The following is a 26,607-nucleotide window of genomic DNA, read 5'->3' as shown; positions in this document are numbered from 1 at the left end:
GTTCACTACGGGGGAATCACAAGGGTGTATTTCACCCGCACAGTATTTCACTCGCACGGTATTTCACCCGCACGGTGATCCGGGTAGTGGTCATCAGAGGTCATCACGGTCAGGAGGCAGGCACATGGGTCGGTCAGCCACCGCGGCACGCGAGGTGCAGGGCGAGAAGGACCGCGCGCAGGGGGCGGCCGAGCTCCACGCCGCCGACCCCGTCCTGTCCGAACGAGACCGGACCATGCTCGAGTTCGAGCGGCAGTGGTGGAAGTTCGCCGGCTCCAAGGAGGAGGCGATCCGGCAGCAGTTCGACATGTCCGGTACGCGCTACTTCCAGATCCTCAACGATCTCATCGACCGCCCCGAAGCCCTGGCCGCGGATCCGCTCCTCGTCAAGCGGCTGCGCCGGATGCGTTCCAGCCGACAGAAGGCACGCGCGGCGCGCAACCTGGGAATGCGGCTCGACTGACCTAGACTCGGCGGCGTGAGCTCCCAGTCCGGAAACCCGCAGTACGACAGCCCGCAGCCCGGCGATGCCGAGTACGGCGATCCCGAATACGGCGGCCCGCACGGCGCCGACGACCCCTATGCGCCGGGCGACGGCCCGGCCATGGACGAGCCGACCGGCCCGCCGTACCGCGCCATCGCGATGGTGCTGCTGGCCGCGGTCGTGCTGGCGGTCGGCGTCGGACTGGTCCAGCTGTTCGGCGGTGACGAGGACGAGGCGACGCCCACCGCCGACGACACCACCTCCCAGGTCGAGCAGGACGCCTCGGCCGGACAGGGTGCCGATGGTCAGACCGGAACCGACGGCGCCGGCGCTGCCACTGCCCCGGGCGACGCCGGGGCCGGTCAGGACGGTGCCGGCGGCGCGGACGGTGAGTCCGGCGGAGGAACCGACGGGCAGGACCCGCAGTCGGGCGACCCCGCGGCGCCCGCCCCGGGCCAGCCCGCCGGGCAGGTCCCCGGCGGAGCGGTGCCGGACGTGACGTCCGTGCCCGTGCAGATCTTCAACAACAGCACCGTGACCGGGCTGGCCGGCCGCACCGGTGAGACGCTGCGCGAGAACGGGTACGCCGTGGGTGAGGTGGCCAACATGCCGTCCAACCGCGGCGTCGTGGCGGAGTCGACCGCCTTCTACGGCTCCGGCCCCGGCGAACAGCAGGCTGCACAGGCGATCGCCTCCCAGTTGGGCATCACCGCCAAGCCGCGGCCGGCGGATCTCGCGGACGAGGCGCCAGGGGTGATCGTGATCGTCACCCAGGATCTCGACCGCTGACCCCTGAGGATATGATGAGCCCACGCATTCCGTTCCGCGGGTTGCGTGCTCACTAGCGACTTGCAGCTTCCCGAGATCGAAGGAGCCCCCATGGCCCCGCGTCAGACCGCCCGCCGCCTCCTGGTCGCGGCTCCCGCACTCGCCCTCGCGTTCGCCGTGGCCGCGTGCAGCCCGCCCAACGAGCAGCCGGCCGAGGCCGACGCGCCGTACACGCTGCCCAGCTACACCGAGGACGCCGCGCCGACGAGCTCGATCCCGGAGACGCAGGAGACCGACGTGCCCGAGGGTGCCGGCGACTTCGAGCCCGGCGTGACGGAGACGGGCACTCCCGGTGGCGAGGGCGGCGACGAGGGCGGCGGCCAGGCCACCACAGATGACCGCATCGTCGTCCCGGGAACCGGACAACAGGCCGGCAACGCCCCGGCGCAGCCCGCCCCCTGAGCAGTCCGCCCCTGACCTGACGGGTCGGCACCACCCCCGGACGACGAGAAGAGCGTCCCGCACACGTTCCCCGAGAGGGACAGGTGCGGGACGCTCTCCTCGTTGAGCCGGCGGCCGGCCCCGGCCGCGCGACGGTTCAGTTGGCGGCGCTGCCGTCGAGGCCCGACCCGGTGAACTTCTCCAACACGGGGGCCTCGTGGGTGATGGTGCCGTCCTCGACGCTCTCCCGGTAGGCGAGGTTGCCCACGCGGTTCGCGATCACCGGCGCCGTGCACACGGCGACGATCGCGGCCAGCACGAGCATGCCCAGGTCGATGTCCGGGAAGATCCGGATCCCGGCGCCGAGCAGGATCAGCACGAGGCCGAGGACCTGCGGCTTGGCGGCCGGGTGCATGCGGCTGAGGGTGTCGCGGAAGCGGACGAGGCCGATCGCGCTGGCCAGTGTCAGCAGCGCGCCGGCGAGGACGAACAGTGCGGAGATGATCTCCACCAGGTCGTTGGTCATGGGAGGGCCTCCTCGGGCGATCCGACGGTGTCGTTCACGCGGAAACGGGCCACGGACACCGAGCCGAGGAACGCCACGAGGGCGAGCGCGACGAGCGCGGCGGCGGGGGTGGTGTCCTTGGACCAGGCGATGTAGACACCGATGCCACCCTGGGCGACCGCGACGAGCGCATCCAGGGAGATCAGGCGGTCGAGGGTGTTGGGGCCGCCGACGAGCCGGATCATCGTGGCGAACAGCGCGGCCGTCAGCGCGATGATGGCCAGACTCCACAGGATGAGCGAGATGATGTTCACCGGGGGGCCTCCTGTTCTGGGGTGGGGCCGTCCGCGTCGTCCGCGTGGTGTGCCGCGTGCTCGGCTGCGGCCTGCTCTGTTTCGGCCTGCTCTGCTTCGACTCGTGCAGCTCCGGGCTCGTCTGCGTCGGTGTGGTCTGCGGCGGCGTGAGCTGGCGCGGCGTGCACGGTGGCGTGGGGAGCGGATTCCGCCGAGTCCGCGGTGCCCCCGGTCGTCGGGGCGCTGTCGGCGGGTGCCGAGTAGTGCTCCGGGCTCGGCTTCCAGTCCTCGTCGCGTTCGAAGGCGCGCTGGTAGAGCGTCTCGATGTGCGCGGTCTGAGATCGGAAATGCTCCACGGCGTCGTCGGTTCCGGTGTTCAGCACGTGGATGTAGACGTAGCGGGCCGCGGGATCGACGCGGACGACGATGCCGCCCGGCATGAGGTTGAGGGTGTTGACGGCCAGGGCCAGGGTGAAGTCGGACTTCAGCCGCATCGGGGCGCGCAGCACGGCGGAGCGTGGGGGAGCCTGGGGCCGGACCGACAGCCAGGCGACGGCGAACGACGAGCGGACCAGGTAGTAGGCCACCACGAGCACCAGCCACACCATCGACACCGGCCGCAGCAGACCCTCGACGGGGACGCGGGGGAGCGGGAGGACGGCCATCACCACGGTCGCGACGATGAGTCCGGCGGCGATGGTGCCGATGTCGATGCTGCCCCACAGCAGGACCCAGGCGAATGCCAGCCACAGGGTCATGAACAGGCGGGCGCCGAGCACCCGCGGCTCCAACGTCATCTTCCGGGCCATGTCAGCGCACCCCCGTCACGGAGTCGACGAAGCGTTCGGGTGTGGCGTCGGTGGGGACGGTCACGAGGTACTCGACACGCTCCCGCAGACTCTCGGCGGCGCCGTCGGTGACCGCGAGCAGCGGGCCGGCGAAGACGGTCATGAGAAGCGAGACGACGATGAGCGCCCACGTCGGGGCCAGCATGCTCCACGGCATCCGCCCGACCTCGTCGCGCTCGTCGAACTCGACGTACTCGTCGGACGGCAGCAGTGCGAGCGGCTTGGCCAGCGCGATCGCGCCCTCGGGGGCGTCCGCCCGGGGCCGCCAGAACGCCTTGGACCACACGCGCACGACCACGTACAGCGTCAGCAGGCTGGTGACCATGGCGCCGGCGACGAGCACCCACATGAGGACCCCGCCGACCTCTGCGCCGGCCTGGACCACGGCGAGCTTGCCGACGAAGCCGGAGAACGGCGGGATCCCGCCCAGGTTGAGCGCCGGGATGAGGAACGTGACGGCGAGGACCGGGCTGACGACGCCGAGGGACCCCAACCGGCGGAGGGAGGACGACCCCGCCTGCCGTTCGATGAGGCCCACGACCAGGAACAGTGTGGTCTGCACGACGATGTGGTGGCCGACGTAGTAGATCGCGGCGCTCAGCCCGGACTCGGTGGACAGGGCGACCCCGAAGATCATGTAGCCGATGTGGCTGACCAGGGTGAACGACAATATCCGCTTGATGTCCGACTGGGCGATCGCACCGAGGATCCCCACGACCATCGTCAACAGGCCGGCCACCAGGAGGACGCCGTCCATGCTGCCCCCGGGGAACACCAGGGTGTGGAAGCGGATGATCGCGTAGACGCCGACCTTGGTGAGCAGACCGGCGAACACGGCGGTGACCGGGGCGGGCGCGGTCGGGTACGAGTCGGGCAGCCACGTGGACAGCGGGAACACGGCGGCCTTGATGCCGAACGCCACGAGGAACACGGCGAAGATGGTGTGCCGCAGGCCGTCCGGGACCTCGGCCATCCGGGTGGCGACCTGCGCCAGGTTGAGCGTTCCGACGGCAGAATAGGTCAGCGCGATGCCCAGCAGGAAGACCATCGAGGACACCATCGACACAACGGTGTACGACACGCCCGCGCGCACACGTTCCTGACTGGCACCCAGCGTGAGCAGCACGTACGACGCGGCCAGCAGCATCTCGAACCCGACGAACAGGTTGAACAGGTCGCCGGCGATGAACGCCGCGTTCAGGCCGGCGGCCAGCGCGAGGTAGGTGGGCAGGAAGACCGAGGTCGGCTGGTCGCCGTCACCGTCGCGGACACCCTGGCCGACGGCGTAGACGATGACCGTCAGCAGGATCACGGCGGATACGCACAGCATCAGCGCGCTGAGCCGGTCCGCGACCAGGGTGATGCCGACCGGGGCGTCCCAGCCTCCCACCTGGACGGTGTGCATCCCGTGTTGTTCGGTCAGCACCAGCAGGATGCCGGAGATGACCAACACCCCGGTCAGGGTGGCGATCGTGATGACGTTCTGCACCCGCGGTCGGCGGGAGACCACCAGACAGAGGGCGGCCGCCAGCATCGGGGCGAGGACGACCGACGGGATGAGGTAGCCGAAGAGTTCGGGGGAGATCACAGGTCCTCCTCCTTTCCGGCGTCCTTGTTGCGCTTCACGCGTCGATCGATACGTCGGGCCTCCGCCTCGGCGCGGGCCCGTGCCTCCGCGCGAGCGTCGGCCTCGGCTCTGGCCCGGGCCTCCGCTCGGGCTTCGGCGGCGGCCTCGGCTTCGGCCTCCTCGAGGTCCTCGTCGTCGTAGTCGACGTGGTCACCGAGTTCGGTGGGCTGACCGGTGGCGTGGTCGTCGGAGGCGTCACGGTCGGGAGCGGACCAGGCGTCGGTGGGGGAGCGTCGGGCGATCTTGGTGTCCTCGACGTCGTCCGCGACCTCGTCCACGGTGGTGAACTGGTACGAGCGGTAGGCCAGCGCGAGGATGAACGCCCCGACACCGGCGGTGATGACGATGGCGGTGAGGATCATCGCCTGGGCGAGCGGATCGGAGTCGGTGGCGTTGCCGCCCCAGGTCCGGTCGCGGATGGGCGGGTTCCCGGGCGCGCCGCCCGCCGCCAGCAGCAGCAGGTTGACGCCGTTGGACAGGATCATGATGCCCAGCAGGATCTTGATGATGGCCCGCTCGAGCAGCAGGTAGACGCCGGCGGCGCTGAGGATGCCCGCCAGGAGCAGCAGTGCGAAGTCGGCGGTCATGGCATCCCCCGGGAGGTCGTGCCCTGGTTCTCGGCGGCCTTCAGGCGTGCGGCGCGGCGGGCGGCCAGGTCGGACCGCGGTGCGGCGCCGTCGACGCCGGGGACGCGGCGCAGGGAGGCGGTGGACGGCGAGTCGGTGGCGTCGACGTAGACGGCGCGGAGTTCCTCGAGGTCCTCGGCGTCCAGGTCGAGTCGGGCGCCGAGGCTGCGGAGGATGTCGAGGACGAGACCGACGACGATGAGGTAGACCCCCGCGTCGAAGAACAGTGCCGTGACGAACTTGACGTCCCCGAACACGGGGAGCGTCCCCTCGAAGGTGGCGCTGGACAGGGGAGGCGCCCCGAAGAACATGGACGCGGTGGCCGTGCCGGCGGCCAGCAGGAGCCCGAATCCGAGGATCCGGCCGGCGTCGATCGGGATGGCCTCCCCGAGCTCGTAACGGCCGCCGGCGACGTACCGCAGTACGAGGGCCAGGCCCGCCACGAGACCGCCCGCGAAGCCGCCTCCGGGATTGTTGTGTCCCGCGAAGAAGAAGAACAGGCTCAGGATCATCATGGTGGGGAAGATGAGCCTGGTGGTGACCTCGAGGACGAGGGAGCGGGCGCGCGGATCGCGGACGGTCGCCCCGACCAGCCAGCGGCCGGGGGAGGCGCCGGGAGCCTCGACGACGATGCGGGCGGCCTCGATGCCCCGTCGGCCGGAGCGGGTCTTGCCGGCGTCGGCGAGGCGGGGCCCCGAGCCGTAGCGGCGGTTGCGGAAGACCAGGCTGGCCACACCGGTGGCGGCGACGAGCAGCACCGTGATCTCACCGAGGGTGTCCCAGGCGCGGATGTCGACCAGGGTGACGTTGACGGCGTTGGCACCGTTGCCGATGTCGTAGGCGAGGTCCGGGAAGACGGTGGACACGGCGGGCCGCTGGCGGGCGTTGATGGCGTAGGCGCCGACGATCACCACGAGCAGGCCCACCCCGATGCCGAGCCAGGCGCGGGTCCGGCGGAAGCCGTCCGACAACGGGACCTCGGCGGGCATCGTGCGCAGCACCAGGACGAACGCGACCATCAGCAGCGTCTCCACCAACACCTGGGTGAGGGCCAGGTCCGGGGCGCCGTGGAAGGCGAAGATGATGGCGACGCCGTAGCCGGTGACGGACATGCTGATCACCGCGGCGAGGCGGTTGCGCAGGACGGTGGCGGCGATCGCGGCGACGGTCATGGGGATCATGACGAACAGCACGACCGGGTTGCCCGCCAGCTCCATCCGCAGGCCCTCGCGGGTGCCGACCATGAGGGACGCGAACGGGAACAGCACGAGGGTGAACAGGATGATGCCGAGCGTCAGCGGGAGGGAGCCGCGCTGGATACTCGCGGTCAGGCGCAGTGACAAGAGGTCGAAGAAGCGCAGGACGGCGTCGTAGATGCGGTCGGCGTTACCCAGCGCGGGCGACTCGAACTGCATCCGCTCGACGGTCCGCTGGGCGACGTAGAGCATGGTTCCGAGCACGTACACGACCGCCGTGAGCGCCAGCGGGATACCGACGCCGTGCCACAGTCCCAGGTGGTAGGCCTCGTCCCCGCGCCACGGGCTGCCGGGCGGGAACGCGACATCGACGAACCGGACGAGGAGGTTCTCGACGGGCGCCGACCACAGGCCGAGCACCAGGCCGGCGACGGCGAGGACCGCGGGCACCGAGAGGAACATCGGGTTGACGGGCTTCGAGTCGGCGACCGCGGGGCTGATCCCGTCGGGGAAGGTCGGCTTGTCCCGGAATGCGCCCATGACCAGGCGGGCGGTGTACGAGAAGGTGAGCACCGAGCCCAGTACGAGGCCCGCGGTGACAACAATCGCGGGCATCCCGTGTAGTCGGCCCTCGGTCAGCACGGTGGCGAACGCGGACTCCTTGCCGATGAACCCGAGGAAGGGCGGGAGCCCGGCCATCGAGGCGGCGGCGAGGGTGAAGAACACCGCCAGTGCGGGCCGCGAGCGGCCGAGGCCCGACAGCTCGCGGATCTCACGGGTGCCGGTCGTCTTGTCGATCACGCCGACCGCCATGAACAGGGACGACTTGAACAGCGAGTGTGCGAGCAGCATGGTGAGCCCGGCGAGCATGGTGTCCCGGGAGCCGATGCCCACCAGCACGAGCAGGAAACCCAGCTGGGACACCGTGCCGAAGGCCAGCACCAGCTTGAGGTCCGTCTCGCGTAGCGCCCGCCACCCGGCCATGAGCAGGGAGACCAGGCCCAGGGCGATGAGTGGCAGCTGCCAGGTGGACGAGCCGGACAATCCGGGACTGAACGCCGCGACGAGGAAGACGCCGGCCTTGACCATGGCCGCGGAGTGCAGGTACGCGCTCACCGGGGTGGGGGCGGTCATCGCCCCCGGTAGCCAGAAGTGCAGGGGAGCGATGGCGGACTTGCTCGCCGCGCCGATGATGACCAGGGCGAGAGCCCAGTGGACGAGGGGCCCCGACGGTGGGGCCGCGATGATCTCGCTGAGCAGGTACGACCCGGCTTCCTGCGCCAGGATGATCATGCCGACGAGCATCGCCAGGCCGCCGAGGGTGGTCACCAGCAGTGCCTGGGTGGCGGCACGCCGGGACGAGGCCCGCTCGGCGTAGTGGCCGACCAGCAGGAAGCTCAGAACGGAGGTGATCTCCCAGAAGATGTACAGCAGGATCATGTTGTCGGCCACGACCAGGCCGAACATGACGCCCGCGAAGGCGACGAGCTCCGCGGCGAACAGGTGGAGTCGCGGTTCGGAGTCGTCGAAGTACCAGGTGCAGTAGAACAGCACCAACGCACCGACGCCCAGTGCGATGAGGGACATCAGCGCGGACAGGGCGTCCATCCGCAGGTCGAGCGCCAGGTGGATGCCGGGAGCCCACTGGATGGACTCCGTGGGTACCCGGTCGAGGTTCGCGGCCACCCAGACCGCGCCGGCGGCGGGGACCAACGCCAGGAGCGGGAAGGCGCGGCGTCCGAACCTGGACACCAACGGGATCGCGATCAGGGCGGCCACGGCATGGGCCGCGAGGATCACGATCACCGGCGGCTCCTTTCCTTGCGTCGAACGGACGACGACATGCGGACGTATCCGCCGCGAGGCGGCGGGGAGTCGGTGGTCGACCGGGGCGTGGTTCCTGTGATCACTTTACAGAACGGTGTTTCTGAGCCGACTTCACCGCAGGTGGAGACGGGTCGCGGCGCTGAGCAGCGCCGCGATCGAGGCCTCGGTGGAGGTCTGCCCGAACCCGAGCGCCCACGTCTCGCGGCGACCACAGCTGGCGCGCAGGATCGTGCACCACGATCCGGCCTCGCCGAAGGCGTGGCCGCCGTGCCGGTGGCCCTCGTACTGGTGGAACTGCTCGATCTCCGCACGCGCGCCGACCTGGCCCAGCATGTCGGACATCGCGGTGACGTCACCGCAGGACTCGGTGGTCAGGCGGCGGGCGGTGAACTCGCCGGGCGCGTCCCCTGCGGCACGGGTGGCCAGGATCGCCTCGTAGGCGGTGATGCCCCGACCCAGCGGGCGGCGGGAGAAATCGGCCAGATGAAAGCGGTCGGAGGACGGGGCGTAGGTGTCGAGCAGCGTGCGCCAGTCCAGGCCCGCGGCCTCGGAGGCGAACCCTCGTGGCAGCCGGCGGCCGAATCGATCCGCGAAGGGGCAGATGGGAGAGCCGGTGGTCGCGTGGGGTCCGCCGAACGTGGGATTCGCCGTGGGGGTCATGGAGTTCTCGCTTCTGGTGCGTCGGTGAGATGACCGACGTGAGAAGGAGCAACCACGCAACGGGGGTGCCGGTCTGTCAGGCCCCGTTACGTCCGGTTACTACGAGAATCTTCCGCATGGTCAGACACTCTAGGCCGCCGGCGTGAATCCCGGCAAGCCGGTGGCGCCCCGCCCCCGCGCGCGGCACCCTCGCGCTGCTCAGCTCTCGCGACGCTCGGCGTACTGCCGGAGGTCCTCCACCTGCACGGGGTCGAGAGAGGGTCTGACCGCGCGGCGGGCGCGCGCCACGTCCTCTGCGGTGACCTCGGCCGCGTCGATGTCGCGACGCATCGCGGTCAGCGCCGACTCCCGCAGCAGTGCGGCGCAGTCCGCGGCTGAGTACCCGTCCAGGTCGGTCGCGAGCTCGGTCAGGTCCACGTCGTCGGCCAGCGGGACGTCCCGGCCGGCGGCCCGGAGGATGTCCGCCCGGGCCTCGGCGTCCGGCGGGGGGACGAACACCAGGCGTTCGAGCCGACCCGGACGGAGCAGCGCGGGGTCGATGAGCTCGGGCCGGTTGGTGGCGCCGAGGATGACCACATCGCCCAGCGGCTCCGCACCGTCGAGTTCGGTGAGCAGGGCCGCCACCACCCGATCGCCGACGCCCGAGTCGCCCGACTGGCCCCGGCGCGGGGCGAGCGCGTCGATCTCGTCGAGGAACACCAACGACGGCGCCGAGTCACGCGCCTTGCGGAACAGGTCGCGGACGGCCTTCTCCGAGGACCCGACCCACTTGTCCATGAGCTCGGCACCCTTGACCATGTGCACCGTCAGCCGCCCGCTCGCGGCGAGGGCCCGCACGACGAACGTCTTGCCGCAGCCCGGGGGACCGTACAACAGCACGCCCCGTGGCGGCTGCACCCCCAGCCGTTCGAAGGAGTCGCGGTGCTGCAGCGGCCACAGCACCGTCTCGGTGAGCGCCTGCCGCACCTCCTCCATGTCCCCGACGTCGTCGAGGGTGATCGATCCCAGGCTCAGCTCCTCGGTGCCGGACCGGGACAGCGGCCGGATCACGCTGATCGCGCCCAGGAGGTCGTCCTGCTCCAGACGGGCGACGGGGTGGTCGGGCGCGGGGTGGTCGGGCGCGGGGTGGTCGGGCGCGGGGAGATTTGGCGCGGGGTCGCCGTGCGCGGGCCGGTCGGTGACGCCGTTGCCCGCGGCCCGCCCGGCCGCCCGCAGGGCCGCCTCCCGGGTCAGTGCCCTCATGTCGCCGGCGACGTACCCGGGGGTGCGCTCGGCGACGGCGCGCAGGTCCAGCGTCCCGGTGGGCACGTTTCTGAGCATGACCTCCAGCAGCGCGGCGCGGTCGGCCGCGTCGGGCAGGGGCAGGTCGAGGACGCGGTCGCAGAGGTCGGGCTCGCGAAGCCGGGCGTCGGCGTCCTCTGGGCGCACGCAGGTCGCCACCAGCACCGATCCTGGGGACGCCACCACCGACCGCAGTCGGTCGAGGACCAGCGTGGACACCGGCTCGGGCTGGGCGGGGAGCAGTGCGTCGACGTCGGTGACCAGCAGGATCCCGCCATTCTCGCGGGCCCGCTCGGCGGCGGCACGTACCGCCTCGAGTCGTGAGGCGGGGTCGAGCGCTCCGACCGAGGGCCCGTCGACCACCTCGAGCCGTCGGTGGCCGGCGACCGAGCGGACCAGCGTCGCCTTGCCGACGCCCGGAGGTCCCGCCACCAGCACCCCGAGGTGCGGCGACGCGCCCAGCGTCCGCAACAACTCCGAGCGGTCCAGCGCGAGGGAGAGCCATTGCTCCAGCACCTCGGCCCGGTCGGCGACCCCGACGAGGTCTTCCCTCGCGACGGCCGTGATGGCCGAACCCGGGCCGTGCACGCCGGTGACGGCAGGAGCCGGCGTGGTGCGGGGGCTCGTCGTCGTTCCCGTACTCGCGGCCCCCGTGCCCCCGGTGCCCACGCCGGTCACGATCGCCGTGGTGGGCTGCACGGAGACGGTCCCGCCGGGCACGGTCGCGATGACGGTGAGCAGTTCGGTGCTCCATGCCGCGCCCATGGTGTTGCGCAGGGTTCGGGTGGTGTCGGAGGTGGGGAAGTCGGGGCCGAGATCGCGCGGCATCAGCGTGACCGAGTCCCCGACCCGCACCACCTTGCCCAGCAGCGCCGACCGCAGTACACGCTCGGCGACACCGCGGCCCGCCGGCGGGAGGCCCTGGACCTCGACGGACTGCGCGCCCGTCACCTGCGCGGCCCGCACGGTCACCCGCGCGTCCTCGCCCAGGCCGCAGTTGGCGGCCACCACCTCGTCGACCACCAGCACGCCGCTCGGCGCGCCCGTGGCCGCGGCGGCGACCACGGCGCCCGTGGTGCGGGCGCCGATGATCTCGATGGCATCCCACTCGCGCATCCCCAGCGCGAGGATCACCTCCGGGTGTGCGCGGACGATCCCCCGTCGGGAATCGGCCGCGGACGCCGACAGACGCAGGGTCAGGTCAAGATCCGGGCGGGAGTTCACGGAGGTGAGCGTATCGCGGCGAGCGCGGGACCCCCTCCGGCCCCGGCGGGGTCACAGCGCGCCGCGGATGGCGTTCCAGGCGACGGGGATCTGACGCGAGTAGTAGGACCAGTTGTGCAGCCCGGTGGGCAGGTGGTCGATCGTCGCCGGGATGCGCAGTTCGCGCAGGCGGCGGTCCGCCGCGCGTGTGCACTGCCCGGTCGCCTGCTCCAGCGCCATGCCGGCGACGAAGTTGGCGGCGTCGTTGTTGTAGTCCTCCCAGTCGCCCGGGTTGGCCACGCCCGTGCCGGACGAGAGGTAGATCGCCTTTCCGCGCAACTCCTCCGCGTTGATCAGCGCGTCGTGGTCCGCCCACTGAGCGTTGCCCGGCTCGCCCCACATGTTGGTCAGCGTGGCGCCGCGGCTCTCCACGGTGTAGCGGGTGAGGATCTGACCGAGCGTGCCGGTGGAGTAGCAGCCCGAGACGCCGAAGACGGCCCGGTAGAGATCGGGGTGGCGGGTGGCGATGGTGACGGCCGCGCCAGCGCCCATCGAGATCCCGCCGATCGCGCGGCTGCGGCTGGTGCTGACCTCGGGTTCGACCAGGGCGGGCAGGTCGCGGGTGATGAAGGCCTCCCACTTGCTGATGCCCAGCACCGGGTCGGGCTCGTTCCAGTCCGCCCACATCGAACCCTGGCCACCGGTCGGGATGATGAGGTTGACGTTCTCGTCCGCGAACTGCTCTGCCGCGCCCCACTGCATGAAGCCGCTGGGGAGTTCGGAGCCGACACCGTCGAGGAGGTAGAGGAACGGCGCGTTCTGATTACCGTTGGGCGCGCGGTAGACCTCGACGGTGATCCCGCGCTTCATGTCGGCCGAGTCGATGAGCCACCGCTCGTAGCGTCCGTCGATCTCCTTGCTCACGACGCGCGTCTCGGTGATGTTCGGGTTGGGCTGGGGTGCCGGCGGCGGGGGTCCGGCGAACATGTTGGGGGAGAATCCGAGTCGGTTGGCGATGCCCATCATCGACGACCCGGACGAGCCCGGCAGGTTGCCGAAGTAGAGGAGCTGGCTGAGGCTCTCCGGCGAGATGGTGCCGAGAGCACCGTTGGCGATCTGCTCCGGGCTGATCGACCCCGGCAGTCCCTGCGCCTGCGCCGGGGCGGGGAGCAGTCCCACCGTCAGTGCGGCGGCGGCGGCGGTCGCGAGGAGGGCGCGGCCTGCACGGGTGACGCGGTGGGCGAGTGCGGGCACGGGCATGGCGGCTCCTTCTTCCGGGCAGCCGAGACCTGGTCGAACCGCCACTGGTGATAGTATCGGTCCACGGGCGTCACACCGTTACCGGTTCGCCGGGCCGGGGGCTCAGCGGTAGCGCTGCAGGAACGCCGCCTCCGCCAGTGCGATGCGCTCGATCTCCCGCGGGTCGACGCTCTCGTCGGGGGAGTGGATCGCGGCCGCGGGGTCCTCGACGCCGAACAGTGCGATGCTCGCGTCGGGATGCGCCCGCTGCAGCGCGGTGCACAGCGGGACCGATCCGCCGGAGCCGACCACGGCGACCTCCTCCGCACCGTAGGCCTGCACCAGGCACTGCGAGAGCAGGTCGTGGACGTGGTCCGAGCCGCCCGCCGGCACCGAGCGGAACGGGTGGCCGACGGCCTCGGGTTCCACGCTCACACGGGCGTTCCAGGGCCTGCGCCGCTCGATGTGCTCGGTGAGGAGCCGCTGCGCCTCCACCGGGTCGATCCCGGGTGGAATGCGCAGGTTGACCAGGGCGCGGGCTCGGGGTTGGACGGCGGCGATCGCCCCCTCGGCCGGCGGGCAGTCGATCCCCAGCACGGTCACCGCGGGCCGTGACCACACCAGGTCCGCGAGCGGGGCCGCCGTGGAGACCTCCACCCCGTCGAGGATCCCGGCGTCGGCGCGGAACGTCTCTTCGGGGTAGGCCTGCCCGTCCCACTCGCCGGTGAAGTCCAGGCCGTCGACGGTTGTGGCGCCGGTGGCGGGGTCGCGCAGCGAGGCGAGGATGGAGATGAGGGCGGCGAGCGCGTCGGGCGCCGCGCCCCCGAACTGTCCGGAGTGGACCCCGGCCTCCAGGGTGTCGACGACGACGACGAGGTTGGCGATCCCCCGGAGGCTGGTCGTGAGCGTGGGGGTGCCGACCGAGACGTTCCCGGAATCGGCGATGAGGATCGCCTCCGCCGCCACCAGGTCGGGCCGCGACGCCACGAGATCGTCCAGGCCCCCCTCCGCCGGTCTCCTCGGAGCCCTCCACGACGAGTCGGATCCCCAGGCCGTCCAGCGGGTCCGCCCCGGGGTCGCCGACCTCGTCGTCGTCACCCAGGGCGGCGAGGGCGCGCAGGGCGGTGAGGTGCACGACGAGGTTTCCCTTGCAGTCCGCGGCACCGCGGCCGTACCACCGGCCGTCGCGCTCGGTCAGTTCCCACGGCGAGGACGTCCACTCGCCCGGGTCCCCGGAGGGCTGGACGTCGTAGTGGCTGTAGAGCAGCACGGTGGGGCGGCCGGGTGCGGCCGGACGGTGGGCGAACACCGCGCGCGACCCGTCGGACGTCTCGATCACCTCGACCGAGTCCGGGCCCAGGCCCGGGATCGGCAGGTCCGTGAGCAGGCCGCGGACGAGGTCGCTGGCCTGTGCGCAGGCCTCCGGCTCGGCGTCGTGCACCGACGGCAGGGCGACGAGATCGGCGAGATCGGAGCGGGCCCGGTCGAGTTGGGCGGCGACCGCGGCCGCGAGCGGGGCGAGATCGGCGTGGGGGTCAGCGAACGCGGGGGAGTCGGCCATGCGCACAGAGTAGTTGCCCGCTCCGACTCGACTCGGCGACATGAACGGAAAGTGAACGCAGCATGAAGTATGGTGTGCACATGAGTAGCTTTGTGATCGTCGTCACCCCTGCTGAGAAGGAGCTCCGCGAGCTCACCTCCGTCGACGAGTTGCCCGCACACGTGCGGGCGGACCTCGAGGCGCTGTGCGACGAGGTGTCGGAGCGGTTCCCGGAGGCCGAGGCGATCGGCGAGACCGGCGCTCTGTGCTCGCGCCCGGAGATCGACGGCGTGGGCGTGGTCATCCGGCCCGAGGTGATCACCCGCCCACTCGTGGTCAACGCCGTCATGCGGTACGCCGCCCCGCGCCAGCTCCGCGTGACCTCGCCCGAGCTGGGACTGGCGGCCGACCCGCGCGAGCGCATCGATGTCGACGTCCACCGTCGGCCCACCATGGTGGGCGCAGGGATCGCCGACCACGCGGTGCGCGGTCGACCCCGCGGCACGCTGCCGTGGGTCACCCGTGAACTCCTGGGCCAGCTGATCGGCAAGCTCCTGATCGACGGCGACCGGTTGGAGCTGGAGGTCGACGGCGAACGCTGCTTCCGCTTCGAGCGGTCTGGCGACTGCCTGCTCATCCAGGCGAAGGACGGGCCGGACGTCCCCGTGCGCCGGCGGACCGTCCCGGTTGACGCGGCCGACGCCGCGGCGGACGCCGGCTGGGCGTGGGCCCGCTGCGACCAGGGGTGGGCGGAATTTTTGCCGCGTGACGCGCGGACGGAGGATGCGCGGACAGATGACGTGGTCGCGGAGCCCGCCGGGGGCGATCCCGCGACGGGCGGCCGCGACTCCGCCACCGCGGCCTGAACCGGGTGGCCGCGCCCGGGTGGCGTCACACCGAGATGTCGTAGCGCAGGGACGCCACCACGGCGTCGATCGTCTCCGTGGGCTGCACGCCGGCCTCGCCCTCGTCGGACATGAGGACGAACACCAGTGAGGCCGGCGCGCCGTCCGGGCCCCGCGTGGACACCGCGATGGTGTCGAAGCGGATGGTCGGCGGGGTGCAGTCGTTGCGCGGGGGACGCACCTCGCCGCGCAGCGAGACGTACCAGGCGGGCACCCCCGAGACCCCGATGCTGCGGGCATCGGGGACGGGGACGTCGGCACCGGCCTGGGTGAACCGTCGGTCGATCGAATCCGCCATGGCCCGGGACGCCGATTCGGCTTGTTCACGCGCCTCGCCCGGTAGTGCCGTCGCGCTGATGCCGACCAGGGTCCGGAAGCTCAGGCCCCCGAGCCGGCAGTAGCCACGGTCGGCGATGGCGTTGGCGGTGGTGACGTAGCCCGATCCCCAATCCGATCCGGGGTCGCCGGCGTCGTCGTCGACCCCGAACGGGTCCCCGACCTCCCACCCCGGCGGAACCGAGTACACGAGCCCGGTGGGGCTGCGGACGTCCTGCCAGTCCGCGGGCGGTGGGCCGGCGGCCAGGGTGGGCCCGGGCTGCTCACGGGTGGGCTCGTCGGTGTCGTCGCCGCCGCCCGACCACAGGGCGCAGCCGGAGAGCGACGCGACGAGCGAGCCCGCGATGAGGGCCGCGGCGGCCCGGGCCATGCCGGCCTCAGCCCCGCTCGGCGAGCGCCTTGATCCGCTGCAGGGAGGTGGACACGCCCCGGTCCAGCTCGCTGGTGAACGACTTCTGACCGCCGAACACCTTGTCCGTGAGGAATCGGGAGATGAAGGTCAGCCCGTCCGGGACCTCCCTGCGCTCGGTGAGGAGCGTGCCGCCGGCGGGGGTCGGCTCGAGGTCGAAGACCCAGATGGTGGTGTTCTCGGTGATGCGGTTCGCGAACCGGCGGCCGGGCTCGAACTCCACCACACGGCTGGTCGTGGGCCACAGGAGCGGCCCGCGCTTGTTGAGGTTCAGCGCCCACGTGCCCTTGGCGGTGCGGCCGCCGAGGGGGAAGATCTTCCAGGCCTGGCTGCTCCACTGGGGGGCGTTGCGGACCTCGGAGATGACCTCCCAGACCCGGGCCGGCGGGGCGTCGATCTCGATGGAGCTCTCGATGGCGCCTGCTGCGGCGGGTTCGGTGGGCATTGACGAGCCTTTCGAGCGAACGGGTGGGACGGCGTCTCGATGGTAGGGCAGGGCCGGGCGACGTGAGGGTCGTTCGCCGAGCGCGAATCAGCCGTCCGGGCCTTTGCACTCGTCGGGGGCGAGTGCTAGAAAAGCGATTGGCACTCGGCTACCCTGAGTGCCAGCAAGATCTGAGAACCGAGGTCGCAAGGTGAGGCGCGGATCCGACACGGTCCGCACCGTCCGTCGCGGGCACCGACGCTGACCACACGCGTGTCACCCCATACCCGGAGGATGATTCACCCCATGGCAAAGATGATCGCGTTCGACGAAGAGGCCCGGCGCGGCCTGGAGAGCGGTCTCAACCAGCTCGCCGACGCCGTCAAGGTCACGCTCGGCCCCAAGGGCCGCAACGTCGTGCTGGAGAAGAAGTGGGGCGCCCCCACGATCACCAACGACGGCGTCTCCATCGCCAAGGAGATCGAGCTCGAGGAGCCGTACGAGAAGATCGGCGCCGAGCTGGTCAAGGAGGTCGCCAAGAAGACCGACGACGTCGCCGGCGACGGAACCACCACCGCCACCGTTCTCGCCCAGGCGCTCGTGCGCGAGGGCCTGCGCAACGTCGCCGCCGGTGCCAACCCCATGGGCATCAAGCGCGGCATCGAGAAGGCCGTCGAGGCCGTCACCAAGCACCTGATCGACTCCGCCACGGAGATCGAGACCAAGGAGCAGATCGCCGCCACCGCGGGGATCTCCGCCGGCGACCCGGCCATCGGCGAGCTCATCGCCCAGGCCATGGACAAGGTCGGCAAGGAGGGCGTGATCACGGTCGAGGAGTCCCAGACCTTCGGTCTGGACCTCGAGCTCACCGAGGGCATGCGCTTCGACAAGGGCTACATCTCGCAGTACTTCCAGACGGATCCGGAGCGCCAGGAGGCGGTCATGGAGGATCCGTACGTCCTGCTGGTCTCCGGCAAGGTCTCCACCGTCAAGGACCTGCTCCCGCTGCTGGAGAAGGTCATCGGCGAGAACAAGTCGCTGCTCATCATCGCCGAGGACGTCGAGGGCGAGGCCCTGTCGACCCTGGTCGTGAACAAGATCCGCGGCACCTTCAAGTCCGTCGCCGTCAAGGCCCCGGGCTTCGGAGACCGCCGCAAGGCCATGCTGCAGGACATCGCCATCCTCACCGGTGGCCAGGTCATCTCCGAGGAGGTCGGCCTCTCGCTCGAGACCGCCGACATCTCCATGCTCGGCAAGGCCCGCAAGGTCGTCGTGACCAAGGACGAGACCACCATCGTCGAGGGTGCCGGAGACCAGGGTCAGATCGAGGGTCGGGTCAACCAGATCCGCGCCGAGATCGAGAACTCGGACTCCGACTACGACCGCGAGAAGCTCCAGGAGCGTCTCGCCAAGCTCGCCGGCGGCGTCGCCGTCATCAAGGCGGGCGCGGCCACCGAGGTCGAGCTCAAGGAGCGCAAGCACCGCATCGAGGACGCCGTGCGCAACGCGAAGGCGGCCGTCGAGGAGGGCATCGTCGCCGGCGGCGGCGTCGCCCTGGTCAAGTCCGAGGTCGCCATCGATGGCCTGTCCCTCGAGGGCGAGGAGGCCACCGGCGCGAACATCGTCAAGTTCGCGCTCAGCGCCCCGCTCAAGCAGATCGCCCACAACGCCGGCCTCGAGCCGGGCGTCGTGGCCGAGAAGGTCCGCAACCTGCCGGGCGCCGAGGGACTGAACGCCGCCACCGGCGAGTACCAGGATCTCCTCGAGGCCGGCATCAACGACCCGGTCAAGGTGACCCGCTCGGCGCTGCAGAACGCCGCGTCGATCGCCGCGCTGTTCCTCACCACCGAGGCCGTCGTGGCCGACAAGCCCGAGCCCGCCGCGCCCGCCATGCCGGGTGGCGACGAGATGGGCGGCATGGGCTTCTGATGTAGCCCATCCCAGCACGCGGCCGTGGCCCGCACCGGAGATCCGGTGCGGGCCACGGCTCTTATCGGGCTCTCCTGGGGCATTGGGTCGCGTAACAGGATCGTCACGTGGGTCGTCACGCGTAAAACGTCTGTGACCTGCGGTTAAGGAACGGTTTCGTCTCTGGTGGCTGCTGAACGGCCGCCCTAATGTCTGTGTCAGGCGCCCCGGAGGGCGCCGATACACACTGAGAACGGAGACCTCCATGCCCAACTTCGGTCAACTGTCCGACCTCTTCGGCGGAATCACCGACATCCTCGGCGCCGTCGTCTTCTTCACCGGGTCCCTGGGTGGCGAGGGTGGGGTCAACGACTTCATCGGCGCGATCACGAGCATCAGCGCCGAATAGCCGTCACGACCCACCCACGACACACCAGAACACCTCTAGGAGCAGACGATGACCTTCCCCGAGTTCGGATCCCTTGCCGGCGTCAGTGGCGCACTGGGCTTTCTCAACGACTTCCTCGGCGCGTTCGGAGACATGTTCTCCGGGCTCGCGTACTTCACCGGAGGTGACTTCCAGGAGGCCCTGACGGGGGGCTTCCTGCAGTGACACGAGCCCCGTCCGGGGCGGCGACTGCCCCTGACGGTTCCGAATGCGGCCCGCGCGACTCTCCCTCGTGCGGGCCGCTTCGGCGTCTCCGGAGGGGTGCGCGCCGGGGTGACACCAGCACCCACGGTGATCCCCGAGGGTGAACAGGAAGTGACGTCGGAACGCAGCTCACCAGCGACAGACATCCCTCGGGTGACGTATGAAGGAATTTCTCTGAAAGCCGCCCGATTAATGAGTCTTCTTAAGCCTTGGTGGGTTACAGTGACCCAGGACACGGGCCCAGAGCAGGTGCCTGGCCAGCGTCAAGAGGCGAACCTGAGACGCGCGTCACGATTGACTTCAACGCGACTTAGGTTAACCTTGCCGAGGGCCCCACGAGTCGGGGCGACATCACAGCAAAAGGGAGAAACACATGCCTGACTTCACGGCGATCAGCGCCGCGCTCACCGCGGTCAAGAACCTTCTCGACGGCATCACCGGTATGACCGGTTCGCTCGCCGGCGACGGCCTGGACACCGTCCTGGGCAGCCTCGGCGAGTCCGTTCCCGAGTGACCTGAGGTCCCCTCCCGGAATCAGCTTCCGGGCCTGTGCCGCGACCGCGGGCCTGACAGCGGTCACCCCTTGCAGTTTCCCGAGTGACGGAACACCGCACTCGCCACGTACGTGAAGGAGAAAAACATGGGCAGCGAAGCATTTGGCGCCGACGGCAGCCTGGGCGGCATCCTCGGCAAGGAAGGCACCTTCGGTGTCGTCGCGGATATGCTCGGCTGGGTCAACAACCTGGTCAAGGGCATCGGCTACTTCGCCGGTGGCGACCTCCAGGAGGCTCTGGGTAAGGGCTTCATGGCCTGAGTCGTCCACCGACTAGCGGAAGGGCCCCGGACTGGCGTCCGGGGCCCTTCCTCGCACCCCTGCCGGTCGCCGGTACTTGCCCCGTGGGAGATCGGCGAATATAAGTTTGTTCATACCGGTAACGGGGCGCCGGTTACCGTCGATAATGTTGACGTGAGCCGCACTGGCCGGCTCCGCGGTTTCCCTCGGTTCACCTGACTGTGGGAGCCTCGGACCGTGTCCCACGGCTGCAATACTCATGTCGTGCGAGCGCATTGGTGGTACTAATGTGCCTAGCGGGACTTGTGTGACTACTGGGAATCGGGTTAGCGTTCCCGCAGGAATGCCCGGGTCCGTCTGTGAACAACGAGAATGTAAGGCGTCGAAATATGCGTTCAGTGAAGCGGTTCGGCACGAAGGTCGCGACAGCGGCCCTCGCTGCGGCCATGGTCCCCGTCGTCGCCACGGGCACGGCCCAGGCCCAGGGCGGAAGCATCCAGTACACCAAGGCCACGGCCGCGAACAAGGTCGTCGAGACCAAGCTGCCCGACGGCCGCTTGATCGTCTCGGTGTGGTCGGACAAAATGGCGATCGAGGTCCCCAACATCGTCCAGCCGCCGCGTAACGGTAACGCCGGGGCCCCGGTGCTGTACCTGATCAACGGCGCCGGCGGCGGCGAGGACTCGGCCACCTGGCAGGCGCAGTCCGACGTCAAGAAGTTCATGTCCGACAAGGACGCGTGGACCGTCACGCCGATCGGCGGTGCCTTCTCGTACTACACAGACTGGCAGCGGCACGATCCCAACGTCCAGACCCGCTTCGCTGATCTGCCGGACAACCGTCCGATGGCGTTCGAGACCTTCCTCGCCGAGGAGCTCCCGAACCTCTTCGAGGGTCGCTACGGTGGCAATTACGAGGGCCGCAAGCGCGGCCTCGCCGCGATCTCGATGACCGCCACCTCGGTCCTGACGATCGCGCAGAAGCACCCGGGCAGGTTCCAGGCCATCGGCTCGTACTCGGGCTGTGCCGAGACCTCCACGCCGATCGGCTACCAGTTCATCAACATCGTCACCGGTATGCGCGGCGGAGCGAACCTCGACAACATGTGGGGCCCCTTCCCGGGCGAGCCCCGCACGGGGACCAACAACTGGTTCGACAACGACCCGGTCTGGGGTGCCTTCCGCTTCCAGGAGCAGATGAAGAACAACCAGCTCCCCGCGATGTTCATCTCGACCGGCAACGGCCTGCCCGGGCCGCACGAGTCGCTCGAGAACTGGCGTCTGCGCAACAGCATCCCGGCGCTCGCCAACCAGGCGATCGTCGGCGGCGTCATCGAGGCGGCCACCCAGTACTGCACGGCCAACCTCGCCCGCCGCTTCGGTGAGCTGGGCATCCCGGCCGAGTTCGACTTCGCGCCCAACGGCACGCACTCGTGGGGCTACTGGGAGGATGACCTCAAGCAGTCCTGGCCGATGATGGGCCGCGCCATGGGCGCCAGCTGGGGCTGAGCCTGATCCCCTGAGGCAGGGCGTCGCACGCGTCGCCCGCACCACCACGATCCCCGCACCGCCGACGACCGGTGGCGCGGGGTTCGTCGTATCCAGGGGCGGCCGGGCAGACCGGAGTGCAGTCCGGCATCCTGTACACATGACCACAATGGAGGACCCGCAGCGGGTGGAGCTGCAGCACTCGGACGGCAGCACGAGTCCGCTGCTGATCGTCGAGACGGCTCGGCGGGACGTGAGCCGGCCCGCGATCCTGGTGCTGCCGGGCATCGCCGTCGGCGCTCGTTACTACCTCCCCCTCGCCCGCGCGTTGGCGGCCGAGGGCGTCGACGTCGCGATCACCGAGCTCCGCGGTCAGGGTGAGAGCACCTACCGCATCGGGCGCCGCAGCGGCCCGGCCGGCTACCACGAGAGCGCCGCCGAGGACGTCCCGCTCGCGTTGGACGCGATGGAACAGCGTCTCGGCACCCGATCCGTGGTGCTACTCGGCCACAGCATGGGCGCGCAGATCGGCGTCTACCACCTCGCCCGCCACGACCCGCGGGTCGTTGGCCTGATCGCCGTGGCCGCACAGTCGCCGTTCCACCGGGGGTTCCCGGGCTCCTTCGGGCACAAGCTGCGCGCCGCGTCGGTCATCCTCCCGACGCTGGCCTGGCTGTCCGGGCACGTGCCAGGCCAGTTCTTCGGCGCACAGGGGAGGATCCCGGCCGACCGCGTCCGCGACTGGTCCAGGCTCGCCGGACGCGGCGTCATGCAGCCGGCACGGGCGGACCTCGACTACCCGGCGGGCCTCGCGCGCGTCACCGTGCCGGCGCTGGCGGTGGCGATCGCCGACGACCCTCTGGCCCCGGCCCGCGCGGCGCGGAACCTCCTGGCCATGCTTCCCTCGGCGCGGACGACGGTGGAGCTGGAGCCGGAGGCGCTGGGCCACAACGCGTGGGCCCGCCGCCCCGCCGAGGTGGTCGCCCGGGTGCTGTCGTGGATCGACCGCGAGCTGGGTGCCGTCACCCCTGGTGGGGACGACGACGAGGTAGGCGACGTCTGAAGAACTCGTAGGTGAGGACCGCCTTGCGGGCCTCCTGGGAGTTGTCGGCGGCGCCGGCGTGCCCGCCCTCGATGTTCTCGTAGTACTGGACCTCGTGTCCCGCGTCCTCCAGGCCGGCGGTCATCTTGCGGGCGTGGCCCGGATGGACGCGATCGTCCCGGGTCGAGGTGGTCATGAGGACCGGCGGGTAGCGGACCTCCGAGGCGGGCCGGATGTGCTGGTAGGGGGAGTAGGCACCCAGGAAGTCGTCCCAGTCGGCGGAGTCCGGGTCCCCGTACTCGGCCATCCACGACGCTCCGGCCAGGAGCAGGTGGTAGCGCTTCATGTCCAGCAGGGGCACAGCGATCGCGAGGGCACCGAAGAGCTCCGGATAGCGGGTGAGCATGACGCCCATGAGCAGGCCGCCGTTGGACCCGCCGGTCGCCCCGAGCTGATCGCGGGTCGTCACGCCCTCCTCGACGAGGGCGCGGGCCACGGACGCGAAGTCCTCGAAAGCCCGGGGACGCTTGTCCCGTACGGCGGCGCGGTGCCACGACGGCCCGTACTCGCCGCCGCCGCGGATCCCCGCCACCACGTACACCCCGCCCCCCTCGAGCCAGAGCGCGCCGCGGAGGGCGGCGTAGGCGGGGCGCATGGACACCTCGAACCCGCCGTAGCCGTAGAGGATGGTCGGACGTGGTCCGGCGGGGCCGGGCCCGCGCATGACCGTGTAGGGCACCTCGGTGCCGTCGTCACTCACGGCGGTGTGGCGGGTGACCTCGATCCCGGAGGAGTCGAACCGGTGGGGCGTCGAGCCGAGGGTGGTGGTGCTGCCGTCCGCCCGGAGCAGGACCAGCGACGGCGGGACGACCGGCCCGGAGACCGCGAGCACCGCGTCGTCGGGGTGTGGGCACTCGCCAGCGTAGGCGGGTGCGGCTGAACCGGGTGCGGTTCCTGACGCCGGGTCGTCGTCCATCCCGGAGAGTCGGTCGCAGGACAGCACGTCGACCGAGACGTGCTCCGGCAGGCCCTCGACGGGCATCGGGGACCAGTCGCCGTCGGCGGTGTCGGGGAGGGAGAACGCGTCGATCCGCGACTCGGTGTCGTCGAGGACGGTGAGCAGGATCCGGCCGCGGCCCCAGGTTACGTCCTCGACGGTCGTGGACGGGGTGGGGGAGAACAGCACGACCGGCTCCGGCAGCCGACCCGGCTCGGCGTCGACGGCGGCCCACGGCACCACGAGCACCGACCCGCCGGGGTGGGAGCGGCCGGCGATCTCCAGATCGGTGCGGGGGCGCAGCATGAGCCAGTCGCCGCACGAGGTGACGTCACAGTCCTCGGGCACGGGCACCGCGAGCGGGGTGGTGGAGGCGGGGTCGGTGCCCGGGGTCCAGAACACCTCCTGCGAGGTGTGGAAGTCGGGCGCCCGGCTGGCCAGGAACCGCCCGGTGACGGGGTCGTGCGAGGCGCCCACCGCGACGTCGTCACGGCGGCCCTCGAAGATCACCGGGGCCTGGGCGGGATCGGTCCCGCGACGCCAGAGCCGCACCACACGCGCGTACCCCGAGTCGGTGGCGGAGCCGTCCGGGTCCAGCGGCGCGGTGAGGAGCACGGTGTCGCGGTCCACCCAGGACACCGAGCACTTGGCCTCGGGCAGGTGGAACGCCCCCTCCCCGGTGGTGACGAAGCGGCGCTCGGTCAGGTCGAACTCCCGGACCTCCACGGCGTCCGCGCCCCCGCGGGACAACCGCAGGAGCGCCCGGTCGTCGACGGGACGACGCACGACCGTGCCGGAGTACACCCAGTTGACGCCCTCCTCGTCGGCGAGGGCCCCGACGTCCACGAGCGTCTCCCAGTCCGGGTGGTCCACCCCCGGCGCCCCGTCGGCCAGCACGGTCCACGGCACCCGGCGCCACAGCCCGCGGGGGTGGTCACCGTCCTTCCACAGCGTGTAGGCGTACCGGCCGCGCAGGACCGGCCACGCGATCCGGTCGGTCGCGTCGAGGATCTCCAGGGCGCGGGAATGCGCGGCTTCGGCATGATCGCCGGCGGCGAGATCGGCGACCGTCCGATCGCTGCGCTCGCGCACCCATCCGAGCGCCTCGGGAGAGTCGACGGCCTCGAGGTGGAGGAACGGGTCGGAGATCGCGGTGTCGGTCATGCCCTCGATGATGCACGTGATCAAGCGAACAGACCGAAACCCACCTCGGATGTTCACAGGCTCTTGTTACGCGTTCGTGAGGTCAGTAGCATCTTCCGTAGCCGCGGGTCGACTGACCCGGCCATTCCCGATCAGGTCGGGAGTGCATTTCAATAAACGGAGATACACACAATGGGTTCCATCACCGACCTCCTCAGCGCCGGTTCCGGCGAGTCCGGCTCCCTCAGCGGCGGCAGCGCCACCGGCAACATCACCGACACGATCGCCGAGACCATCGGCGAGCTGGTCGCCACCGCCCTCAAGTCGGTCCTGGGCAACCTGTCCTGATCCTCGCTCACGCGAGCGCCCGCGCCGCCTTCTCCACACGGAGGGGGCGGCGTCGGTCATTTCGGGTGCACTTCCGGCCCGCTCCGCCGTTCAGGTGCGCCCGGGAGCGCTACCCTGAGTGTCGTGGCTGACACTCATTACGATCTCATCGTCCTCGGCGCGGGCCCCGGTGGCTACGTCGCCGCCATCCGCGCCTCGCAGCTCGGCCTCAAGGTGGCCGTCGTCGAGGAGAAGTACTGGGGCGGCGTATGCCTCAACGTGGGATGTATCCCCTCCAAGGCCCTCCTGCGCAACGCGGAGCTGGCCAACACCGTCCAGCGCGACGGCAAGCTCTTCGGCATCTCCGGGGACGTGAGCTTCGACTACGGCGCCGCGTTCGACCGCAGCCGTAAGGTCTCGGACAGCATCGTCAAGGGCGTCCACTTCCTCATGAAGAAGAACAAGATCACGGAGATCGACGGCTTCGGGAAGTTCACCGACGCCAAGACGATCGAGGTCGACGGCACGGAGTACACCTTCGACAACTGCATCATCGCGACTGGTTCCGTGGTCAAGACGCTTCCCGGGATCGAGTTCAGCGAGAACGTGGTGGGCTACGAGGAACAGATCCTCACGCGCGACCTGCCCGACTCGATCGTCGTCGTCGGCGCGGGGGCGATCGGCATGGAGTTCGCGTACGTGATGAACGCCTACGGCGTCGACGTCACGATCGTCGAGTTCATGGATCGGCTGCTGCCGAACGAGGACGAGGAGGTCTCCAAGGAGATCGCCAAGCACTACAAGAAGCTCGGCATCACGCTCCTCACCGGCCACAAGACCACCTCGATCAGCGACAACGGCGATTCGGTCGAGGTGGAGATCGAGTCCAAGGACGGTGAGGACACCCGGACCGTCACCGTCGACAAGGTGCTCATGGCCGTCGGGTTCGCCCCGCGCGTCGAGGGCTTCGGGCTGGAGAACACCGGCGTCGAGCTGACCGACCGCGGCGCGATCGACATCGACGACAACATGCGGACCAACGTCGACGGCATCTACGCGCTCGGCGACGTCACCGCCAAGCTGCAGCTGGCGCACGTCGCCGAGGCCCAGGGCGTGGTGGCGGCCGAGACCATGGCCGGCGCCGAGACCCAGACGCTGGGCGACTACCGCATGATGCCGCGCGCCACCTTCTGCCAGCCGCAGGTCGCCTCGTTCGGGCTGACCGAGGCCCAGGCGAAGGACGAGGGCTACGACGTCAAGGTCGGCAAGTTCCCGTTCTCGGCCAACGGCAAGGCCCACGGGCTCGGTCACGCGACCGGGTTCGTCAAGGTCGTCGCCGACGGCACGCACGGCGAGCTGCTGGGCGCCCACCTCATCGGCCCCGACGTCTCCGAACTGCTGCCCGAGCTGACCCTGGCGCAGATGTGGGACCTCACCGCCGAGGATATCGCCCGCAACGTGCACACGCACCCGACCCTGTCCGAGGCCATGAAGGAGGCCGTCGAGGGCATCGGCGGCCACATGATCAACCTCTGACAGCCTGCGGCGGGCCCGGCACCGGGTCCGCCGGCGTCTGGCGCTCCGCCCGGCCCCCGGCCCCGGGCCCGTCCCCGCAACGAGAAGACCGTTTCCGCACACCTCCCTCT

General features: G+C 70.5%; 25 protein-coding genes and 1 pseudogene. 13 read left to right on the top strand and 13 right to left on the bottom strand.

Features of this window, described 5'->3' with window-relative positions:
- Positions 1-124: 124 nt before the first annotated feature.
- From AB5G72_RS14925 to AB5G72_RS14915, 3 genes are all read left to right on the top strand, one after another.
- Positions 125-463 carry a DUF3263 domain-containing protein gene (locus AB5G72_RS14925; protein ID WP_185950900.1) on the top strand — a complete coding sequence of 113 codons (339 nt, stop codon included), beginning with the start codon at positions 125-127 and terminating at the stop codon, positions 461-463.
- Between the two features lie 15 nt (positions 464-478).
- Positions 479-1,273: a LytR C-terminal domain-containing protein gene (locus AB5G72_RS14920; protein ID WP_440220254.1), complete on the top strand. Its 795-nt coding sequence runs from the start codon at positions 479-481 to the stop codon at positions 1,271-1,273.
- 90 nt (positions 1,274-1,363) lie between these two features.
- Positions 1,364-1,714: a hypothetical protein gene (locus tag AB5G72_RS14915; protein ID WP_440220253.1), complete on the top strand. Its 351-nt coding sequence runs from the start codon at positions 1,364-1,366 to the stop codon at positions 1,712-1,714.
- Positions 1,715-1,850: 136 nt separating this feature from the next.
- On the opposite strand, the gene AB5G72_RS14910 is transcribed toward AB5G72_RS14915, so the two are convergent.
- The 10 genes and pseudogenes from AB5G72_RS14910 to AB5G72_RS14865 form a co-directional block, all read right to left on the bottom strand.
- The gene (locus AB5G72_RS14910) at positions 1,851-2,219 is read right to left on the bottom strand and encodes a monovalent cation/H(+) antiporter subunit G (RefSeq protein ID WP_067719292.1); all 369 of its coding nucleotides are present in this window, start codon (positions 2,217-2,219) and stop codon (positions 1,851-1,853) included.
- A complete protein-coding gene (locus tag AB5G72_RS14905) occupies positions 2,216-2,443 on the bottom strand; it encodes a monovalent cation/H+ antiporter complex subunit F (RefSeq protein ID WP_067719517.1) in 228 nt (75 codons plus the stop codon). Before AB5G72_RS14905 ends, AB5G72_RS14910 begins: the two co-directional genes overlap by 4 nt.
- A gap of 65 nt (positions 2,444-2,508) precedes the next feature.
- Positions 2,509-3,300 carry a Na+/H+ antiporter subunit E gene (locus tag AB5G72_RS14900; RefSeq protein ID WP_440220252.1) on the bottom strand — a complete coding sequence of 264 codons (792 nt, stop codon included), beginning with the start codon at positions 3,298-3,300 and terminating at the stop codon, positions 2,509-2,511.
- Between the two features lies 1 nt (position 3,301).
- Complete coding sequence (locus AB5G72_RS14895) at positions 3,302-4,927, bottom strand: Na+/H+ antiporter subunit D (protein WP_440220251.1); 1,626 nt, start codon at positions 4,925-4,927, stop codon at positions 3,302-3,304.
- Positions 4,924-5,553 carry a Na(+)/H(+) antiporter subunit C gene (locus tag AB5G72_RS14890; protein WP_067719286.1) on the bottom strand — a complete coding sequence of 210 codons (630 nt, stop codon included), beginning with the start codon at positions 5,551-5,553 and terminating at the stop codon, positions 4,924-4,926. The genes AB5G72_RS14895 and AB5G72_RS14890 overlap by 4 nt, the downstream gene beginning before the upstream one ends.
- Positions 5,550-8,594 (bottom strand): Na+/H+ antiporter subunit A, encoded by a 3,045-nt coding sequence (locus tag AB5G72_RS14885; protein WP_120286081.1) that lies wholly within the window; start codon positions 8,592-8,594, stop codon positions 5,550-5,552. Before AB5G72_RS14885 ends, AB5G72_RS14890 begins: the two co-directional genes overlap by 4 nt.
- 132 nt (positions 8,595-8,726) lie before the next feature.
- Entirely contained in the window at positions 8,727-9,275 is a 549-nt protein-coding gene (locus AB5G72_RS14880; protein ID WP_182634788.1) for a hypothetical protein, read from the bottom strand.
- A gap of 198 nt (positions 9,276-9,473) precedes the next feature.
- Positions 9,474-11,780, bottom strand: a complete 2,307-nt coding sequence (locus AB5G72_RS14875) for an AAA family ATPase (RefSeq protein WP_440220250.1) — start codon at positions 11,778-11,780, stop codon at positions 9,474-9,476.
- A 51-nt stretch (positions 11,781-11,831) separates the two neighbouring features.
- The gene (locus AB5G72_RS14870) at positions 11,832-13,019 is read right to left on the bottom strand and encodes an alpha/beta hydrolase (RefSeq protein WP_132062516.1); all 1,188 of its coding nucleotides are present in this window, start codon (positions 13,017-13,019) and stop codon (positions 11,832-11,834) included.
- A gap of 102 nt (positions 13,020-13,121) precedes the next feature.
- A pseudogene (locus AB5G72_RS14865) lies at positions 13,122-14,559 on the bottom strand (M20/M25/M40 family metallo-hydrolase).
- A gap of 80 nt (positions 14,560-14,639) precedes the next feature.
- Between AB5G72_RS14865 and AB5G72_RS14860 the strand changes: the two are divergent.
- The gene (locus AB5G72_RS14860; RefSeq protein ID WP_244200876.1) at positions 14,640-15,404 is read left to right on the top strand and encodes a hypothetical protein; all 765 of its coding nucleotides are present in this window, start codon (positions 14,640-14,642) and stop codon (positions 15,402-15,404) included.
- A 25-nt stretch (positions 15,405-15,429) separates the two neighbouring features.
- Here AB5G72_RS14860 and AB5G72_RS14855 read toward each other — a convergent pair whose 3' ends face one another.
- Together AB5G72_RS14855 and AB5G72_RS14850 are read right to left on the bottom strand one after the other, a co-directional pair.
- Positions 15,430-16,149 (bottom strand): hypothetical protein, encoded by a 720-nt coding sequence (locus tag AB5G72_RS14855; protein ID WP_440220249.1) that lies wholly within the window; start codon positions 16,147-16,149, stop codon positions 15,430-15,432.
- Between the two features lie 7 nt (positions 16,150-16,156).
- Positions 16,157-16,633: an SRPBCC family protein gene (locus AB5G72_RS14850; protein ID WP_120286076.1), complete on the bottom strand. Its 477-nt coding sequence runs from the start codon at positions 16,631-16,633 to the stop codon at positions 16,157-16,159.
- Positions 16,634-16,918: 285 nt separating this feature from the next.
- On the opposite strand from AB5G72_RS14850, the gene groL reads away from it, so the two are divergent.
- From groL to AB5G72_RS14815, 7 genes are all read left to right on the top strand, one after another.
- Entirely contained in the window at positions 16,919-18,541 is a 1,623-nt protein-coding gene (groL, locus tag AB5G72_RS14845; protein ID WP_067719261.1) for a chaperonin GroEL, read from the top strand.
- Between the two features lie 244 nt (positions 18,542-18,785).
- Complete coding sequence (locus AB5G72_RS14840) at positions 18,786-18,929, top strand: hypothetical protein (protein ID WP_167457909.1); 144 nt, start codon at positions 18,786-18,788, stop codon at positions 18,927-18,929.
- Between the two features lie 48 nt (positions 18,930-18,977).
- Positions 18,978-19,133, top strand: a complete 156-nt coding sequence (locus AB5G72_RS14835; RefSeq protein WP_167507209.1) for a hypothetical protein — start codon at positions 18,978-18,980, stop codon at positions 19,131-19,133.
- A 412-nt stretch (positions 19,134-19,545) separates the two neighbouring features.
- Positions 19,546-19,686, top strand: coding sequence for a hypothetical protein (locus AB5G72_RS14830; RefSeq protein ID WP_440220248.1), 141 nt, complete (start codon positions 19,546-19,548; stop codon positions 19,684-19,686).
- A 126-nt stretch (positions 19,687-19,812) separates the two neighbouring features.
- Entirely contained in the window at positions 19,813-19,986 is a 174-nt protein-coding gene (locus AB5G72_RS14825) for a hypothetical protein (protein ID WP_253002447.1), read from the top strand.
- Positions 19,987-20,354: 368 nt separating this feature from the next.
- A complete protein-coding gene (locus AB5G72_RS14820) occupies positions 20,355-21,473 on the top strand; it encodes an alpha/beta hydrolase (RefSeq protein WP_440220247.1) in 1,119 nt (372 codons plus the stop codon).
- 139 nt (positions 21,474-21,612) lie between these two features.
- Entirely contained in the window at positions 21,613-22,515 is a 903-nt protein-coding gene (locus tag AB5G72_RS14815; RefSeq protein WP_440220246.1) for an alpha/beta fold hydrolase, read from the top strand.
- Here AB5G72_RS14815 and AB5G72_RS14810 read toward each other — a convergent pair.
- Complete coding sequence (locus AB5G72_RS14810; protein WP_440220245.1) at positions 22,475-24,655, bottom strand: prolyl oligopeptidase family serine peptidase; 2,181 nt, start codon at positions 24,653-24,655, stop codon at positions 22,475-22,477. The two genes, AB5G72_RS14815 and AB5G72_RS14810, sit on opposite strands and share 41 nt — an antisense overlap.
- A gap of 171 nt (positions 24,656-24,826) precedes the next feature.
- Between AB5G72_RS14810 and AB5G72_RS14805 the strand changes: the two genes are divergently transcribed.
- Both AB5G72_RS14805 and lpdA read left to right on the top strand, forming a co-directional pair.
- Entirely contained in the window at positions 24,827-24,982 is a 156-nt protein-coding gene (locus AB5G72_RS14805) for a hypothetical protein (protein WP_173674796.1), read from the top strand.
- Positions 24,983-25,105: 123 nt separating this feature from the next.
- A complete protein-coding gene (gene lpdA / locus AB5G72_RS14800; RefSeq protein ID WP_440220244.1) occupies positions 25,106-26,497 on the top strand; it encodes a dihydrolipoyl dehydrogenase in 1,392 nt (463 codons plus the stop codon).
- Positions 26,498-26,607 lie beyond the last annotated feature (110 nt).

The organism is Dietzia sp. MNB45 (assembly GCF_051994785.1).
Taxonomy (GTDB): Bacteria; Actinomycetota; Actinomycetes; order Mycobacteriales; family Mycobacteriaceae; genus Dietzia; species Dietzia kunjamensis.
Note: the sequence above shows the minus strand (reverse complement) of the source record. Positions and strands in the feature narration are given on the sequence as shown.

Excerpts from the sequence above, each read along its gene's own strand:
- AB5G72_RS14815 (WP_440220246.1), top strand. The coding sequence starts at position 21,613 with ATGACCACAATGGAGGACCCGCAGCGGGTGGAGCTGCAGCACTCGGAC.
- AB5G72_RS14835 (WP_167507209.1), top strand. The coding sequence starts at position 18,978 with ATGACCTTCCCCGAGTTCGGATCCCTTGCCGGCGTCAGTGGCGCACTG.
- AB5G72_RS14880 (WP_182634788.1), bottom strand. The coding sequence starts at position 9,275 with ATGACCCCCACGGCGAATCCCACGTTCGGCGGACCCCACGCGACCACC.
- AB5G72_RS14905 (WP_067719517.1), bottom strand. The coding sequence starts at position 2,443 with ATGATCCGGCTCGTCGGCGGCCCCAACACCCTCGACCGCCTGATCTCC.
- AB5G72_RS14830 (WP_440220248.1), top strand. The coding sequence starts at position 19,546 with ATGCCTGACTTCACGGCGATCAGCGCCGCGCTCACCGCGGTCAAGAAC.
- AB5G72_RS14855 (WP_440220249.1), bottom strand. The coding sequence starts at position 16,149 with ATGGCCCGGGCCGCCGCGGCCCTCATCGCGGGCTCGCTCGTCGCGTCG.
- AB5G72_RS14840 (WP_167457909.1), top strand. The coding sequence starts at position 18,786 with ATGCCCAACTTCGGTCAACTGTCCGACCTCTTCGGCGGAATCACCGAC.
- AB5G72_RS14910 (WP_067719292.1), bottom strand. The coding sequence starts at position 2,219 with ATGACCAACGACCTGGTGGAGATCATCTCCGCACTGTTCGTCCTCGCC.
- AB5G72_RS14925 (WP_185950900.1), top strand. The coding sequence starts at position 125 with ATGGGTCGGTCAGCCACCGCGGCACGCGAGGTGCAGGGCGAGAAGGAC.
- groL (WP_067719261.1), top strand. The coding sequence starts at position 16,919 with ATGGCAAAGATGATCGCGTTCGACGAAGAGGCCCGGCGCGGCCTGGAG.
- AB5G72_RS14825 (WP_253002447.1), top strand. The coding sequence starts at position 19,813 with ATGGGCAGCGAAGCATTTGGCGCCGACGGCAGCCTGGGCGGCATCCTC.
- AB5G72_RS14890 (WP_067719286.1), bottom strand. The coding sequence starts at position 5,553 with ATGACCGCCGACTTCGCACTGCTGCTCCTGGCGGGCATCCTCAGCGCC.
- AB5G72_RS14820 (WP_440220247.1), top strand. The coding sequence starts at position 20,355 with ATGCGTTCAGTGAAGCGGTTCGGCACGAAGGTCGCGACAGCGGCCCTC.
- AB5G72_RS14810 (WP_440220245.1), bottom strand. The coding sequence starts at position 24,655 with ATGACCGACACCGCGATCTCCGACCCGTTCCTCCACCTCGAGGCCGTC.
- AB5G72_RS14850 (WP_120286076.1), bottom strand. The coding sequence starts at position 16,633 with ATGCCCACCGAACCCGCCGCAGCAGGCGCCATCGAGAGCTCCATCGAG.
- AB5G72_RS14915 (WP_440220253.1), top strand. The coding sequence starts at position 1,364 with ATGGCCCCGCGTCAGACCGCCCGCCGCCTCCTGGTCGCGGCTCCCGCA.
- AB5G72_RS14860 (WP_244200876.1), top strand. The coding sequence starts at position 14,640 with ATGAGTAGCTTTGTGATCGTCGTCACCCCTGCTGAGAAGGAGCTCCGC.
- AB5G72_RS14805 (WP_173674796.1), top strand. The coding sequence starts at position 24,827 with ATGGGTTCCATCACCGACCTCCTCAGCGCCGGTTCCGGCGAGTCCGGC.
- AB5G72_RS14870 (WP_132062516.1), bottom strand. The coding sequence starts at position 13,019 with ATGCCCGTGCCCGCACTCGCCCACCGCGTCACCCGTGCAGGCCGCGCC.
- AB5G72_RS14900 (WP_440220252.1), bottom strand. The coding sequence starts at position 3,300 with ATGGCCCGGAAGATGACGTTGGAGCCGCGGGTGCTCGGCGCCCGCCTG.